Source organism: Streptomyces sp. JLBT605 (assembly GCF_058215555.1).
The window spans coordinates 4,427,520-4,440,766 of sequence record NZ_CM177087.1 but is presented as its reverse complement, the minus strand read 5'-3'; the positions used below and the strand labels follow the sequence as shown (position 1 = coordinate 4,440,766).

16 protein-coding genes are annotated in these 13,247 nt (G+C 74.3%); all 16 read right to left on the bottom strand.

The genetic code is table 11. The features are described from left to right. Positions 1-4: 4 nt before the first annotated feature. The 16 genes from AC4BDD_RS19290 to AC4BDD_RS19215 all read right to left on the bottom strand — a co-directional run bounded on the left by AC4BDD_RS19290 (position 5) and on the right by AC4BDD_RS19215 (position 13,212). On the bottom strand, positions 5-505 hold the full coding sequence (locus AC4BDD_RS19290; protein ID WP_490686698.1) for a 3-hydroxyacyl-ACP dehydratase FabZ family protein: 501 nt from the start codon (positions 503-505) through the stop codon (positions 5-7). Beyond that, positions 502-906: a 3-hydroxyacyl-ACP dehydratase FabZ family protein gene (locus tag AC4BDD_RS19285; RefSeq protein ID WP_490686697.1), complete on the bottom strand. Its 405-nt coding sequence runs from the start codon at positions 904-906 to the stop codon at positions 502-504. Before AC4BDD_RS19285 ends, AC4BDD_RS19290 begins: the two co-directional genes overlap by 4 nt. A gap of 3 nt (positions 907-909) precedes the next feature. Continuing rightward, positions 910-1,164 carry an acyl carrier protein gene (locus tag AC4BDD_RS19280; RefSeq protein ID WP_490686696.1) on the bottom strand — a complete coding sequence of 85 codons (255 nt, stop codon included), beginning with the start codon at positions 1,162-1,164 and terminating at the stop codon, positions 910-912. Between the two features lie 71 nt (positions 1,165-1,235). Beyond that, the gene (locus AC4BDD_RS19275; protein WP_490686695.1) at positions 1,236-2,168 is read right to left on the bottom strand and encodes an ACP S-malonyltransferase; all 933 of its coding nucleotides are present in this window, start codon (positions 2,166-2,168) and stop codon (positions 1,236-1,238) included. A gap of 81 nt (positions 2,169-2,249) precedes the next feature. After that, a complete protein-coding gene (locus AC4BDD_RS19270; RefSeq protein WP_490686694.1) occupies positions 2,250-3,410 on the bottom strand; it encodes a beta-ketoacyl synthase N-terminal-like domain-containing protein in 1,161 nt (386 codons plus the stop codon). A 53-nt stretch (positions 3,411-3,463) separates the two neighbouring features. After that, positions 3,464-3,907 carry a hypothetical protein gene (locus tag AC4BDD_RS19265; RefSeq protein WP_490686693.1) on the bottom strand — a complete coding sequence of 148 codons (444 nt, stop codon included), beginning with the start codon at positions 3,905-3,907 and terminating at the stop codon, positions 3,464-3,466. A 2-nt stretch (positions 3,908-3,909) separates the two neighbouring features. Continuing rightward, positions 3,910-4,317: a hypothetical protein gene (locus AC4BDD_RS19260; protein ID WP_490686692.1), complete on the bottom strand. Its 408-nt coding sequence runs from the start codon at positions 4,315-4,317 to the stop codon at positions 3,910-3,912. Between the two features lies 1 nt (position 4,318). Continuing rightward, entirely contained in the window at positions 4,319-4,645 is a 327-nt protein-coding gene (locus tag AC4BDD_RS19255) for a hypothetical protein (RefSeq protein ID WP_490686691.1), read from the bottom strand. Beyond that, on the bottom strand, positions 4,638-5,579 hold the full coding sequence (locus tag AC4BDD_RS19250) for an alpha/beta hydrolase (protein ID WP_490686690.1): 942 nt from the start codon (positions 5,577-5,579) through the stop codon (positions 4,638-4,640). Before AC4BDD_RS19250 ends, AC4BDD_RS19255 begins: the two co-directional genes overlap by 8 nt. An 11-nt stretch (positions 5,580-5,590) precedes the next feature. Then, positions 5,591-6,385, bottom strand: a complete 795-nt coding sequence (locus AC4BDD_RS19245; RefSeq protein WP_490686689.1) for an SDR family oxidoreductase — start codon at positions 6,383-6,385, stop codon at positions 5,591-5,593. An 88-nt stretch (positions 6,386-6,473) separates the two neighbouring features. Next, the gene (locus tag AC4BDD_RS19240; RefSeq protein WP_490686688.1) at positions 6,474-7,412 is read right to left on the bottom strand and encodes a beta-ketoacyl synthase N-terminal-like domain-containing protein; all 939 of its coding nucleotides are present in this window, start codon (positions 7,410-7,412) and stop codon (positions 6,474-6,476) included. Then, on the bottom strand, positions 7,409-8,692 hold the full coding sequence (locus AC4BDD_RS19235) for a beta-ketoacyl-[acyl-carrier-protein] synthase family protein (RefSeq protein WP_490686687.1): 1,284 nt from the start codon (positions 8,690-8,692) through the stop codon (positions 7,409-7,411). The genes AC4BDD_RS19240 and AC4BDD_RS19235 overlap by 4 nt, the downstream gene beginning before the upstream one ends. After that, positions 8,692-9,717, bottom strand: coding sequence for a hotdog family protein (locus AC4BDD_RS19230; RefSeq protein ID WP_490686686.1), 1,026 nt, complete (start codon positions 9,715-9,717; stop codon positions 8,692-8,694). The genes AC4BDD_RS19235 and AC4BDD_RS19230 overlap by 1 nt, the downstream gene beginning before the upstream one ends. 47 nt (positions 9,718-9,764) lie before the next feature. Next, entirely contained in the window at positions 9,765-10,808 is a 1,044-nt protein-coding gene (locus AC4BDD_RS19225) for a beta-ketoacyl synthase N-terminal-like domain-containing protein (protein ID WP_490686685.1), read from the bottom strand. Beyond that, positions 10,805-11,968, bottom strand: a complete 1,164-nt coding sequence (locus AC4BDD_RS19220) for a beta-ketoacyl-[acyl-carrier-protein] synthase family protein (RefSeq protein ID WP_490686684.1) — start codon at positions 11,966-11,968, stop codon at positions 10,805-10,807. Before AC4BDD_RS19220 ends, AC4BDD_RS19225 begins: the two co-directional genes overlap by 4 nt. Next, on the bottom strand, positions 11,965-13,212 hold the full coding sequence (locus AC4BDD_RS19215; RefSeq protein WP_490686683.1) for a beta-ketoacyl-[acyl-carrier-protein] synthase family protein: 1,248 nt from the start codon (positions 13,210-13,212) through the stop codon (positions 11,965-11,967). Before AC4BDD_RS19215 ends, AC4BDD_RS19220 begins: the two co-directional genes overlap by 4 nt. Positions 13,213-13,247 lie beyond the last annotated feature (35 nt).

The window sequence follows — 13,247 nt, the reverse complement described above, 5'->3', positions numbered from 1 at the left end:
GTCCTCACTTCGCCTGTCCGTCCGGGGCGGCCCCGGTCAGCTCCGCGGCCGGGCGCATCGCGGTCACCATGCGGCCGATCGTCATCACCGGTTCGTCCCCGATGACGCTCTCGCCCTCGAAGATGTAGGTGTCGCCGACGACGCGGGCCACCCGCACCCGGTGTTCCACCACGTCGCCGGGGACGGCCGGGCGGTGGAATTCCACCTCGGCCATGCCGCCCAGCAGCATCGCCCGGCCGGCCCGGGCGTCCGGGTTGGGGTTCCCCCAGCCGACGAGCATCCCGGCCACATGGCCCCAGGACTCGGTGAGCACGGTCCACGGGTAGTGGTAGTCCTCGGCGGGCGCGTCGTCCGGGACGTTCGCGTACCAGGGCTCGTTGAGGGTGATGGCCTTCAGCCCGCGGGCCCGCTCCCCCGGCACCAGCTCGATGATCCGGTCGATCAGCAGCATGGGATAGCGGTGCGGCACCATCCGCTTGAAGTCGTGGGGTCCCAGGACGGTCAACGGGGCCTCCGTGCCTCGAAGCGGAGCCGCAGCTGAGCGGCCTTGCCGCGCTCGGAGGAGGCGACCGCCCGGCAGCGCCAGGCGGTCGGATCCTCCGGCACCTTCGACCAGGTCAGCTCGGTGGTGATGGTGTCACCGGGGAAGACCGGGCTGACGAAGCGGGTCGACTCGATCGCCGCCAGCGACCAGGAGCCGTCGGTGTCCGGCAGCGTGGCCAGGGCGCTGTGCTGCACGTACTCGACCAGGCAGACGCCGGGGAAGATCGGGAATCCCGGGTAGTGGCCGGCGAACACCCGCTCCGAGGGTGCGATGACGACGACGGTCCTGGCCGGTCCGTCCCCGGCGCCCGGATCGACGACCTCGGGGACACCGTCCACCGGGGTGCTGCGCGTGATCGGCATCGGTCACTTCTCCAGCTTCTCGGCGATCAGCTCGTACGCCGCCCGCAGGCAGGTGATCTTCTTCAGCTCCTCCTCGCCGAGCTTGATCCCGTACTTCTTCTCCAGGACGACCATCACCTCCAGCGCCATCAGCGAGTCGACTCCGAGGTCCGCCACGAACTCGGCGTCGTCGGTCAGGTCCTCCTCGTCGACATCGAGGACGTCGGCCACCAGGGTGCGCAGATCCTCGAGGTCCAGGACGGCGCTGGAGTCGGACATGGGGGTCTCCTTTTCCGTTGTGCCCAGCGGCCGGACGGCCGCTGGGCGGTGTTGTGCCGGTGGTGCTTGGCTCAGGTGAGCTCGGCGAGGGCCGCCGGTCCCTCGACGGCGACGGCCTTCACCTCCGGGGCGATCCGGCGGATCATGCCGGTCAGCTGGCGGCCGGGGCCCAGCTCGACGAAGCGGGTGCAGCCCAGCTCCCCGGCGAGGGTGCGCACGCTGTGTTCCCAGCGCACCGGGCTGGTGAGCTGGCGCAGTTCGAGGCCGGGCCACACCTCGCCGCCGGTGTACGGGCGGGCGTCGACGTTCGCCACCACGGTGGTGTGCGCCGGGGCGAAGGCCACCTCCTTCAGCGCGGTCTCCAGCTCGGTGGCGGCCTCCTCCATCAGCGGGCTGTGGAAGGCGCCGCCGACCGGGATGCGGATCACCTTGCCGCCCGCGCCGGGCACCAGCTCGGCGAGCGCGTCCACGCCCTCGGCCGTGCCGGAGACGACCACCGCGCCGGGCGCGTTGAGGTTGGCGAGCCAGACGCGCTGCCCGGACTCCCGCACCGTGGCGGCGAGTTCCTCCGCGGTGGCGGCGTCCATCCGGACCACCGCGGCCATGGTGCCCGGGGACCGCTCGGCGGCCTGCCGCATGGCCCGGCCCCGGGCGGCGACCAGCCGCGCGGCGTCGGCCAGCTCCACCGCCCCGGCGGCGTACAGCGCGGTGTACTCTCCCAGGCTGTGCCCGGCGCAGGCGGTCACCTCGCCCAGCACCCCGGCGGCGTGGGCCTCGCGGTAGGCGAGAACCTCGGTGGTGAACACGGCGATCTGCGCCAGGTCGGTGCGCTTGAGGGTGGCGTCGTCGGCCTTGAGGAGCAGCTCGGCGACGTCGATGCCGGTGTGCTCCGACACTTCCCGTACCAGGGACCAGGACCCGGTCTCCCGCCAGGTCTCCCCCATGCCCTGCTTCTGGGACCCCTGCCCGGGAAACACCAGCGCCGTGCGGACGTTGGTCGTCATCTCATCGACTCCTCGGTCGTGTCGCGGTTACCCGCGTGAGCGTGCGGTTCCCGTTCACAGTGACCACGCCACCTCGAGCCCTCACCGGGTACGGAGCAGGGCGGCGCCGACGACGCCGTCCCGGTCGGCCGAGGTGACCAGGGCGAGGCTGCCCGGTGCCACGGTGCCGCGCTGGGCGAGCGCGAGCACCGCGGTGACCTGGAACGCCGCGGAGGCCGCGCAGGTGTCCCCGATGGACTCGGCGGGCGCCACCGGGCGCGGCCGGTGGGCGGCGAGGACGTCCGCCAGTGCGGCGCGCTCGGCCTCGCCCTCGGCGCCCGGGGCCCGGGAGTCGGCGACCAGCGCGATGTCCGCGGGCCCGGCTCCGGCGCCCGCCAGCAGGCGGGTCAGGACCTCGGCGAGGACCGGCCGGGTCATCTCCGGGCCGGTGGCGAAGCCGAACTCCAGCCCCGCGACCTCGGCCAGGCCGGGGCGCCCGGCCGCCCGGGCCGTCCCGGCCGGCTCCATGAGCCAGAAGGCCGCCCCCTCACCGAGCACCGCGGCCTCCTGGCCGGCCGGGCGGGAGTGCCAGTCCAGCCAGGCGCGGGCGGCGGAGAACTCCTCGACCGCGCCGCACAGCACGGTGTCGGCACGGCCGGCCCGGGTCAGCCGCAGGGCGTACCGCAGGGCGAGCAGCCCGGCGGCCCGGCCGCCGGCGATGGTGGCGTTGGGGCCCTTGAGCCGGTGCCAGATGGCGGACTGGCCGGTGGCGCAGTTCATCACCGAGTTGGGGACCCGGGCCGGATCGACGAAGAACGGCCGGGAGTTGACCAGCGACTCGCGGGTCAGGTCCATGCTGCTCTGGGCGCTGCCGGTGCTGGTGCCGAGTGCCAGGCCGGTGTCCTCGCCGACCCCCGCCAGCCGCCCGGCGGCGGGCCTGCCACCGGCCGCGCCGGCGGTGCCGCCGCCTGGCGTGTCGTCCGGCGCGTCCGCGGTGAGCAGCTGCCGCAGGGTGGTGACCGCCAGGCCGGTGGCCCGGTCCATCGTGCGGGTGCCCTTGCGGCCCAGGAGCTCCTTGACGGCGAACTCCGGGACCAGGCAGGCGGTGCGCTGCGGCACGGCCCACTCGCCGGGATCCACCGGCGACTCGGTGCGGCGGCCGGAGGCCAGTCCCTCGGCGAAGTCCGCGCCGCGCAGCCCCCAGGGGGAGACGGCGGCCCAGGCGGAGATCAGCGGGCCGCCGGTGGCGGTGGCAGTGGCCATGGTCGGATGGGCTCCTGTCCGGGCGGCGGGGGTGTCGGGGGCGGGCGGCGGGGTCACATGAACCACACCTGGGTGTAGTCGGGCCAGCTCGCCGCCAGGTCGTCGCCGTGGACGACGCGTACGCCGTCCAGCAGCCGATCCGCGGCGGTGCGGCCCAGGGCGGCCAGGTCCTCCGCGTCGACCATGACCGTCATGCCGTCGGCCAGCATGCCGCGGACCGCGGCCCGGGGGTCGGGGAGTGTGTCGAGGGTGCGGCTGCCGATGCGTACCGATGGCTCGAAGCCGGTGCGCAGCGCGTAGCCGACGGCCAGCCCGCGCAGCGCCAGATCGCAGCCGCCGCTGCGCCGGTGCAGGTCCTGGACGAAGTACAGCCCGTCGCCGTACTGCGATTCGACCGCTCCCCGGTAGGCGCGGTCCACCACCACCAGCCAGCGCTCGGCGGCGGCGGACGGGGCCTGGGCGGGGGCCGGGACCGGTGCGGGTGTCGGGTCGGCCATGGTCAGCACACCCCCAGGGAGAGGGTCTTGTCGGCGGCGAGGACGTGCTCGGCGAAGCGGTACGGCGAGCGGCGGCGGACCTGCGGGATCTGGTCGGCGGTGCCCCGGTCGTCGGAGCAGGCCCGGCAGACGTACCAGTACAGACGGTCCGGATGGTCGGCGATCAGCCCGCTGACGATCCGGGGCAGGGAGGGGTAGTCGCGGTCCCAGTCGCCGGGGTTGCGCGGCTTGCTGTCGCCGAGTCCGGCCCAGGTGAGCCCGGTGGCGTCGCCGCAGGTCCAGATCTGCACCCGGGCGCCGCGCTCCAGGAGCGCCGTGGAGAGCCGGAGTGCGGACATCACGTGCTCGTTCTGGTGCGGGGCACCGAAGACCATCATCAGGATGTCGGTGTGCGGGATGGGTCCGGGCATCTCAGTGCCACACCGCCCGCACCGCCGGCTCCAGCAGTTTGGCGGCCACGTCGTCCATCTCCACCAGCCGTGCCTCGGGGGTCAGATCGGCGGGCTCCAGGGCCCGTTGGGTCAGCGAGAAGGCGTCGACCCACAGCCGGCCGCCGCTCTCCCGCAGCTCGGTCAGTGCGGGCGAGGCGTCCGGGAGGGCCGCGGCCACGCCGTTCTCGATGAGGACCAGCACCACCGGGTGGCCGCCGGAGGCGAGCCGCGCCGCGTCGCGCAGGAAGCGCTCGCAGGCGGGACCGGAGGCGGGTCCACCGCTTTCGATGAGGAGGTGTTCAGTCACAGCCGATCGTCTCCGCCGGGCGGGTGCGGGTGTCCTCGGGGGCTTCGGTGCCGAACGCCTCGGCCAGGAACCCCAGTACGCGGCCGCGGTACTCCTCCGGGGCCAGCCGCAGCGCGCTCAGGTGCACCGCGTCCGGCGCCTGCCAGTAGCGGGCCCGCGGATAGTGCTCGGCGACTCGCCGGACCTGGTCGGCGGCGACCACGGTGTCGGCCGCGCTGCCGATGAACATCAGCCGGGTGGGCACTCCGGTCAGGTCCGGTGGCCAGGGGCCGAGGTCGAGCATGCTCATGGCGCATCGCTGGAAGGCGCGCCGGTAGACGGCGAACGCCACGCCCTCGCGGAACTGTTCGGGCAGCGCGCCCCGGCGCAGCGTCGCGTAGTGGCCCAGTCCGCCGACCACGTCGTAGGCCGGGCCGCTGTCGCAGATCACCGCGGCCACCGGCACCTCGGAGTGCGCCAGGACGCGCAGCGCGGGCCAGGTGGACAGCGAGCAGCCGAGCACCGCGATCCGGCCGCTGCCCACCCGCGGGTCGTCGGCGACCGCCCGCAGCACGTCCCGCAGGTCGCTGGTGAAGCGGTCCGCCATCCGGCTGGCCGCGCGGTCGGTGCCGCTCTCCCCGTGGTTGCGCATGTCGTAGGCGACGACATGGTGGCCGGCCCGGTGGAACAGCTCGACATGGCCCAGCGTCATCGACTTGGTGCGGCCGATGCCGTGGCAGGCGATGACGGTGTGCGGCCCCCTGCCGGGCACCACCCAGGCGTGCAGCGGGATGGCGTCCATCGAGGCGGTGACTGTCCACGCGCGCACCGGCAGCCGCTTGCCGGCCGGGGTGCGGGAGGGCCCGGTGGGCACCGGGGGGTGGAACAGCCGGTGCGCGTCCCGGATCCCCTGACCGACGGCGGCCAGCGGCAGGACGGGGGGCGGCAGGGTCATCACATGTCCTTTTAGGCCGTCAGGTGCTCGCCGCCGTCGACTCCGATCACATTGCCGGTGATCCAGGAGGAGTCGGTGCGGGAGAGCAGGGTGATGGCTTCGGCGACGTCCTCGGGGCGGGTCAGCCTCCGGTGCGGGTTGATCCGGATCGCCTGCTCGATGAGCTGGGGGCTCTCCGGGATGCGGGCGAGGGAGGGGGTGGCGGTCACCCCGGCGCGCAGCGCGTTGACCGCGACGCCGGTGGGAGCGAGTTCGACGGCCAGTTGCCGGACATGGGACTCCAGCGCGGATTTGGCGGCGGAGACCGCCCCGTAGCTGGTCATGACCCGGGAGTCGCCGGAACTGGTCATCGCGTAGATCTTGGAACCGCGCCGGAGCAGTCCGGCGGCGGCCAGGTCCTGCGTCCAGTAGACGAGGGAGTGGGCCATGACGTCGAGCGTCATGTTCAGCTGGCGCGCTTCCATCGCGGGGCCGTCCTCGGCGGGCAGGAAGGGCAGCAGCGTGCCGAAGGCCAGCGAGTGCAGGAAGATCCTGACGCCCTGGTCGCCGGTGAGTTCGGCGATGGCGGGCACGAGTTCGTCCCGGGTGCGCCGGGCGGCGGCGTTGGCGTTGAAGAAGTGCGCCTGGACGCCACCGGCGCGGATCTCCTCGGCCGCGACCGCGGCCTTCTCCTGTCCCTCGGCGGTGTCGAAGTGCACCCCGACGATATGGACGCCCTGCCGGCCCAGCTCCCGGGCGGTGGCCAGGCCCATTCCGCTGGAGGCGCCCAGGATGAGGGCCCAGCTGCCGTCGAGTGATGTGGTCATCTCGCTCCTCCCTCGGCCATCTCGTTCACCCCTCGGGTCATCCGCCTCACGCCTCGGGTCATCCGCCTCACGCCTCGGGTCATCCGCCTCACCGCTCGGCTCCGGTCGTCAGGCACACCGCGATGTTTCCCTCGGCCGCGGCGGTCACCACCAGCGCGGGCGGGGCGCTCGGATCACTCAGCCCGGCCGCGGCGCGCAGCAGCGGGGTGAGGCAGCCCGCGCCGGCCGGCACCAGTTCGGCCCGGTCGCCCAGCGCCGCGGCGACGGCCCGGCCCACCGGGGAGTCGTCGAGCACGGCGGTGACGGGGAGTCGGCCGCCCTTCGGGTGGCCGAGCGCCGCCACCGCGTCCTCGATCCGCGCGGCGGCGCGCCGCGGCCCGTCGCCGGCGGCGGCCAGCCGCGGCGGCAGGAAGCCGGAGCGCACCGCGATCCGCCCCAGCGCCCGGTCGCCGCGCGCGGTGACCGCGGCGGCGCGCTCCAGCACCAGGGCGACCGCGCCCGCCTCGGAGCTCGTCGCGCCCGGGGCGGAGTCGGGCAGCGCGGCCTCGGTGGCGCCCGCCACCAGCCAGTCGGCGCGGCCCGCGGCGAGCGCCCGCCGCCCCGCTTCCAGCGCTTCCAGGCCGGCGACCCGGGGGCTGGTGAAGGTCATGTTGAACGCCTTGAGCCGCTGCTCGGTGGCGAGCCTGGTGATGTAGACGTTGATGGAGAAGTAGGGCGCGGTGACCGGGCTCAGCTCCTCGGAGCTGGTCTCCACGACGGTCCGGTCCATGGCGTCGTGGAGTGCGGTGGCGGCGCTGTTGGTGCCGACCACCGCCCCGCGCCGCTCGGGTGCGACGGCCTCCGGGGGGTGTTCGCCGGTCTCGGCCAGCGCCCGGCGGGCCGCGGCGAGGAAGTACTGCGAGGCGGCGGGGAGGTACTTGTAGCCGCGCCGGCCCAGCGCGGTGCGGTGGTCGAAGCCCTCGGCCTCGGTCACGCCGATGCCGGTGACCACCCATTCGCTGGCGGCGCGGCCGCTGCCGGCGCTCACGCGGCGGCCTCCGTCAGCAGCAGGGAGATGTTGTTGCCCCCGAAGGCGTAGGCGTTGACCAGGCCGTACGGGGCGGTGACCGGGGTGGCGGCGGCCGGCAGCGGGATGTCGCAGCGCGGGTCCGGCTCGCCCACCGGCACGTTCGGCGGCACCGTGCGGTGGTGCAGGATCAGTGCGGCGGCGGCCGTCCCGAAGGCGGCGGCGGCCGAACCGGTGTGCCCGATCAGCGCCTTGAGGCTGTAGGCCGGGACGCCGGAGGCGGCGGCGCCGAGCACCCTGGCCAGCGTCTCGCTCTCCACCACGTCGTTGAGCTCGGTGCCGGTGCCGTGCGGCACCACGAAGCCGAGCCCCTCGCTGCCGGTGGCCGCCTCGGCGAAGGCGGACCGCATCGCGCGCTCGATCTCGGCGCCGCCGGGCTCGGGCGCGGTGGCGTGGTGGGCGTCGCAGCTCCAGCCGGCGCCCGCGAGCGTGGCGTAGGGGGCCCGCGCGCCCCGGCGGCGGGCGTGCTCGGCCGACTCCAGGACCAGCACCGCGGCGCCCTCGCCGAACAGCGTTCCGCGCCGGCCGGCGGCGAACGGGCGGCACCGCTCGGGGTCCATCGCGCCCAGCCGGTTGAAGCAGGCCAGTGCCACCCGCGAGTACGCCTCGGCGCCGCCCACCACGGCGAGGTCGGCCTCGCCGGAGCGGATCAGGTCGGCGGCCATGGACAGCGCGTACCCGCTGGCCGCACAGGCGTTGCTGATGCTGGTGTTGGCGCCCTCGGCGCCGAGCCAGCCGCCCACCACGGCGGCGACGGGGAAGTCGGGCACCCAGCGGTCCGGTTTGTCGGCCGCCCCGGTGCGCCACTGCTCCTGCAGATGGGCGTCGCCCATGCCAGTGCTGATCAAGACGGCCACCCGGCGCGGGTCCAGGGGGTGTGCGGGGCCGCCGGGCACGGGCCGGGCCGCGGCCGGGCCGCTCGGACCCGCCTGGCCGGCGGGCTCCCCGAAGGGGCCGGCCAGGCCCGCGTCGGCCAGGGCCTGCCGTGCCGCCGCGAGCGCGAACTGCGAGCCGCGGCCCAGCGGCAGGCCGTCCTGCTCGCGCGGCCCGTCCGGCAGATCGGCCTCCGGGACGAGGTACATCAGCGGGTGCGGCATGTGCGCCAGCGGGTCGGGGATGGCCTGCGGCAGGCTCTTCGCGGCGTTCATGCCCTGCCAGAAGGCGTCCGCGCCGGAGCCGACGCAGCACAGCGTCCCGATGCCGGTGATCACCACCTCGCCGGCCGCAGCCGTGCCGCTCATCAGGCACCGACCAGTTGTCCGGAGGCGGTCCCGTGCAGGGCGTCCAGCACCCGCTGGTCGAAGGGGACCAGGTTCCACTCGCGGCGGCCGGTGACCTCCGCGTAGCCGTGCACCACGGTGCCCGACTGGACCAGGTGGAGGCGGCCGTCCCGGACGACGTAGCAGTCCACCCGGGAGGTGTAGGTGAGGTCCTTGAAGACCTGCTCCACGGTGTAGACGGTGTACAGGTCCTCCTCCATCAGCGCCTCGTCGACGATCCGGACCTTCGAGGCCGGGCAGGCGGGGATCCACCGGCGTTCGTCCAGCAGCGTCTTGATGGAGATGCCCCGGTCGCGGACGAAGCGGTCCTTGGCCTCCTCCATCAGCCGCAGATAGCCGGAGAGCTGGAGCCGCTCGGTGAAGTGGCAGTACGGGTAGGAGATGTTCCACTTCCAGGCGTAGGCGTTGCGGCCCTCGGTGAGCGCGGCGAGGACCGCGGTCTCCTCGCCGCCGGCCGCCAGCACCGCCTCGGCTGCCGCGGTGAACTCGGCGCCGGGGTCGGCGACCGGCGGCAGGTCGGCCCCCAGCCGCTCGACCACGAAGGGCCGCAGGGTCTCGGGGAAGGCGGCGGGCGCCAGGACCGTGTCGATCCGCAGCGCCAGCCGCACCTTGGCGGTGGCGGCCTTCAGCACCCCGCCGTCGCGGCGGACCCGCAGGATCACCTTGAAGGAGAGCGCCGTCTCGGCGCCCCCGCCGACCGGCACGACCTCGGCCTCGGCCTCGTCGTCGAGGTGGAAGGCGTGCAGTATGCGGGTGTCCATGGCGACGAAGTCCAGGCCGAGGCCGTACTCCTCGTACAGCCGGCGGGAGGGCAGGCCGCACTGCTCGAAGTGGCGCAGGACGGCTTCCTCGACCAGGTAGTTGATGTGCTTGAAGCCTATCCAGGTGCAGATGTTGGACCCCTCGTAGCGGGGCCGCAGCCGCACCAGCGTGGTGTCGCCGAGCAGGGACGTGAGCCCCGGGGCCGACTCGATCGCAGCTGTCATCAGGTGTGCTCCATCGGAAGGGCGGGGGTTTTCGCTTCGGGCGCGCTTCACGACGCTCCGTGGGGTGTCAGAAGCAGTCCGGCGACCCCGTCCGAGGCGTCGTCGCCGGTGGTGATCAGCGCGCGGCGGCCGTCGGCGGCGGTGGCGAGCCAGCCGGCCGCGGCGGCGCACTGGAGGACGCCGAGGGCGCCGGAGGCCGGGCCGACTCCACGGGAGACGTCATGGCGGGGCACGGTGTCGGGCACCGGCGCGGTGCCCGGGCCCGGCTCGTACCCCTCGGGGGTGAACCAGATGCCGGGCGGGGCGGCCGCCGGCCCGGCCTCGCCGGCCCCGGGTTGGCCGCTCGGGCCCAGGCCGTGGTGCGGGCCGCCGGGGCCGGGCAGCAGGGCGGCGACGCACGAGCGCAGGTCGCCGCGGCGGGTGTGCGGCCCCAGGACGGCGGCCGGGTCGGCGCCGCGGTCGCGGGCCGCGTCGGTGGCCTCCACGACGAGGGCGGCCGCGCCGTCCAGCAGCTCGCGCGGGTCGCGGCCGAGCAGCCCGCCGACGATGTCGTTGCCGGTCTCCACGCCGATGACCAGGGCGCGGCGCAACCGGCCGGCGGCGATCAGGGTGGCCGCCCAGTGGACGGCGTCCAGGCCGGAGGTGGGCCCGTTGCAGAGCATGATGTTGGGGCCGCGCAGGCCGAAGTGGATCGCGACGGTGGAGGCGACCACGTTGCTGGAGGCGTTGGGGGTGGCCATCGGGCTGATGGTGCCGGTGCCCTCCTCGGCGATCTGCGCGGTGATCTGGCAGACGGTGTCCAGGTTGCCGAGGTTGGAGCTGGCGACCACGCCGACGCTCTCCCCGGGCACGGCCAACTCCCGGCCGCCGTCCGGGGTGAGGCCGGCGTCGCGCAGCGCGTGGACGGCGGCGCACAGCGCCAGTCGGGTGGCGCGATCCTTGTAACGGTGGCCGCGGCGGCCGATGACGGCGGCGGTGTCGAACGGTTCGGGCCGGGCCGCCGCGGTGGTGCGCAGCAGGTCGGTGGGGTCCGTCACGCCGGCCAGGGCCAGGCCGACGCCGCTGATGACGGCGGTCCGGGTGGTGCTCAACCCTCTGCCCTCTCCACGATGGCGACCGCGTTGACGCCGCCGAAACCGAACGCCTCGACCTGGGCGACGGCGATGTCCGCGCCCGCGACCGGGGCGGTGACCAGCCGGAAGCCGGCGGTCGCCGCGATCGGGTCGGTGAGCCCCAGGATGGGCGGCACCTTCCCGGAGGCGATGGTCTTGAGCGCCACGATCAGGCTGAGCAGGCCGGAACTGCCGGAGGTGTGGCCGGTCATGGACTTCAGGGCGGTCATCAGCGGCTCGGTGGCGGCGTCGCCGAAGACCTCGGCGATGGCGGTGGCCTCCGCCTCGTCGTTGAGCATGGTCCCGGTGCCGTGCAGCATCACCAGGTCGATGTCGCGCGGGGTCAGGCCCGCCTGTCGGTGTGCCTCGCGCACCGAGGCGGCCATGCCCTTCACGTCCGGGGCGGTGACATGGTGCGCGTCGCAGTTCATGCTGACCGCGCGCAGCCGACCCAGGGGGTGTCCGGCGGATCCGCGCGGCGCCACGGCCGTCCCGGGCTCCTCGCGGCGCAGCACCACGGCGGTGGCCCCGTCGCCCATCACCGCGCCGCGCCGGGCCCGGTCGAAGGGCCGGCAGCACTCGGCGGGCTCCATGTTGACCCGGTCGACCAGGCCGAACATGGACTCGGTGATCGGGTCGACGCCCGCGACGACCACGGTGTCCGCGGCACCGGTGGCCAGCAGGTCGCTGCCCATGGCGAGGGCGTACAGGGAGGCGGAGCAGGCGCCGGCGAAGGTGTAGGTGCGGGTGGCGCCGAAGCGCTCACGCAGCGCGGTGCCGAAGTGCAGCCGGTCGATGTCGAAGGGGGTGCCGTCGCGGTGTGCCAGTTCGGCGGAGCGCAGCTCCCGCAGGCCGGTGCCGATGAGGACCGGCACCTCGCCGAGGTCGTCGCCGAGGCCGGCCTGCGCGGTGGCCTCGGCGATGGCGCGCAACAGCCAGCCGGTGGCACGGCCGGGGACGTCGCCGCCGCCCGGCGGGCGGTCGTCGATCTCGTAGGCGTGCCGGGCGCGGTATTTGCCGCGGTCGAAGCCGCGGAGTTCACCGATGCCGCTGCTGCCGGCGCACAGCGCGTCGAAGATCTCGTCCACGCCGTCGCCGACGCTCACCACGGCCCCGGCGCCGGTGATCACCTGACTCACGCCCGGACCTCCGTGCGCCGGCGGTCGAGACTGCCGAAGATGACCACGGCGTTGTTGCCGCCGAAGGCGAGGCCGTTGTTCTGGACGACGTGGAGTCGGGCCTCGACGGCCTCGTTCGGCACGCAGTCCAGGCCGCATTCCGGGTCGGTCTGCACGTGGTTGATGGTCGGCGGGATGAACCCCTGGTCAAGTGCGAGGGCACAGCCGATGGAGGCCAGGGCGCTGGCGGCGCCCATGGCGTGGCCGATCATCGATTTGATGGAGACGGTGCGCGGCGGGGCCAGGTCGCCGAAGACCTGGCGGATGGCGCCGGCCTCGGTGACGTCGTTGGCTTTTGTCCCCGTGCCGTGCGCGGAGATGAAGTCGACCTCTTCGGGCTTGACGCCGGCGTTGTCCAGCGCGAGTCGCATGCAGTGGGCGACGCTGTCCTGGTGCGGCGCGACGGGGTGGTGGGCGTCGCAGTTGAGGCCGTAGCCGAGGACTTCGGCAAGGACGCGGGCGCCGCGGGCCAGCGCGGATTCCAGCGACTCCATCAGCAGCACCCCGGCGCCTTCGCCGGTGAGGATGCCGCTGCGGTCCTTGTCGAAGGGCTGGCAGCGCTCCGGCGCGATGGTGCCCAGCCGGTAGAAGCCGGTGAAGGTCTTGCGGCACAGCGCGTCGGCGCCGCCGCACAGGGCGTACTCCACGTCGCCGCCGCGGATGGCGTCGAAGCCGTATCCGATGGCGTAGTTGCCGGCGGCGCAGGCGGTGGGGAGGGTGACCACTTCGGCCCGTCGCAGGCCGAACTCCTGGGCGATGGCGGCCGAGAGCCGTCCGGCGGGCACCCGCCGCGCCACCTGGGGGTCCATCTGCTCGGGTCCCTCGGTCACCTCGACCTCGACCAGGTGGTCCAGGTCGCGCGACTCGCCGTCGGTGGTGCCGATGGACACCAGGCACGGAGCGCCGCGCAGTTGCTCCTCGGTCAGCCCGGCGTCGGTGACCGCCAGCCGTGCCGCGGCCACCGAGAACTGGCTGGCGCGGCCCAGGGTGCGCGGGTCGAGATGGTGGATCCAGCGGGTCGGATCGAAATCGGTGATCTCGCACGCGATGGCGTGGTCAAAGCCTTCGGTGTCGAACGCGGTGATGGGTTTCGCGGCATTTTTTCCCAAGCGCAGTCCGGACCCGAACTCTGCTGCGCCGACACCGATGCTGGACACCGGTCCCACGCCCGTAATCACGACGCGGCGGGTCGGTTCATCATGCATGTTCGCGCAGCCTCCTGCGTGCCGCCAGGGAGCCG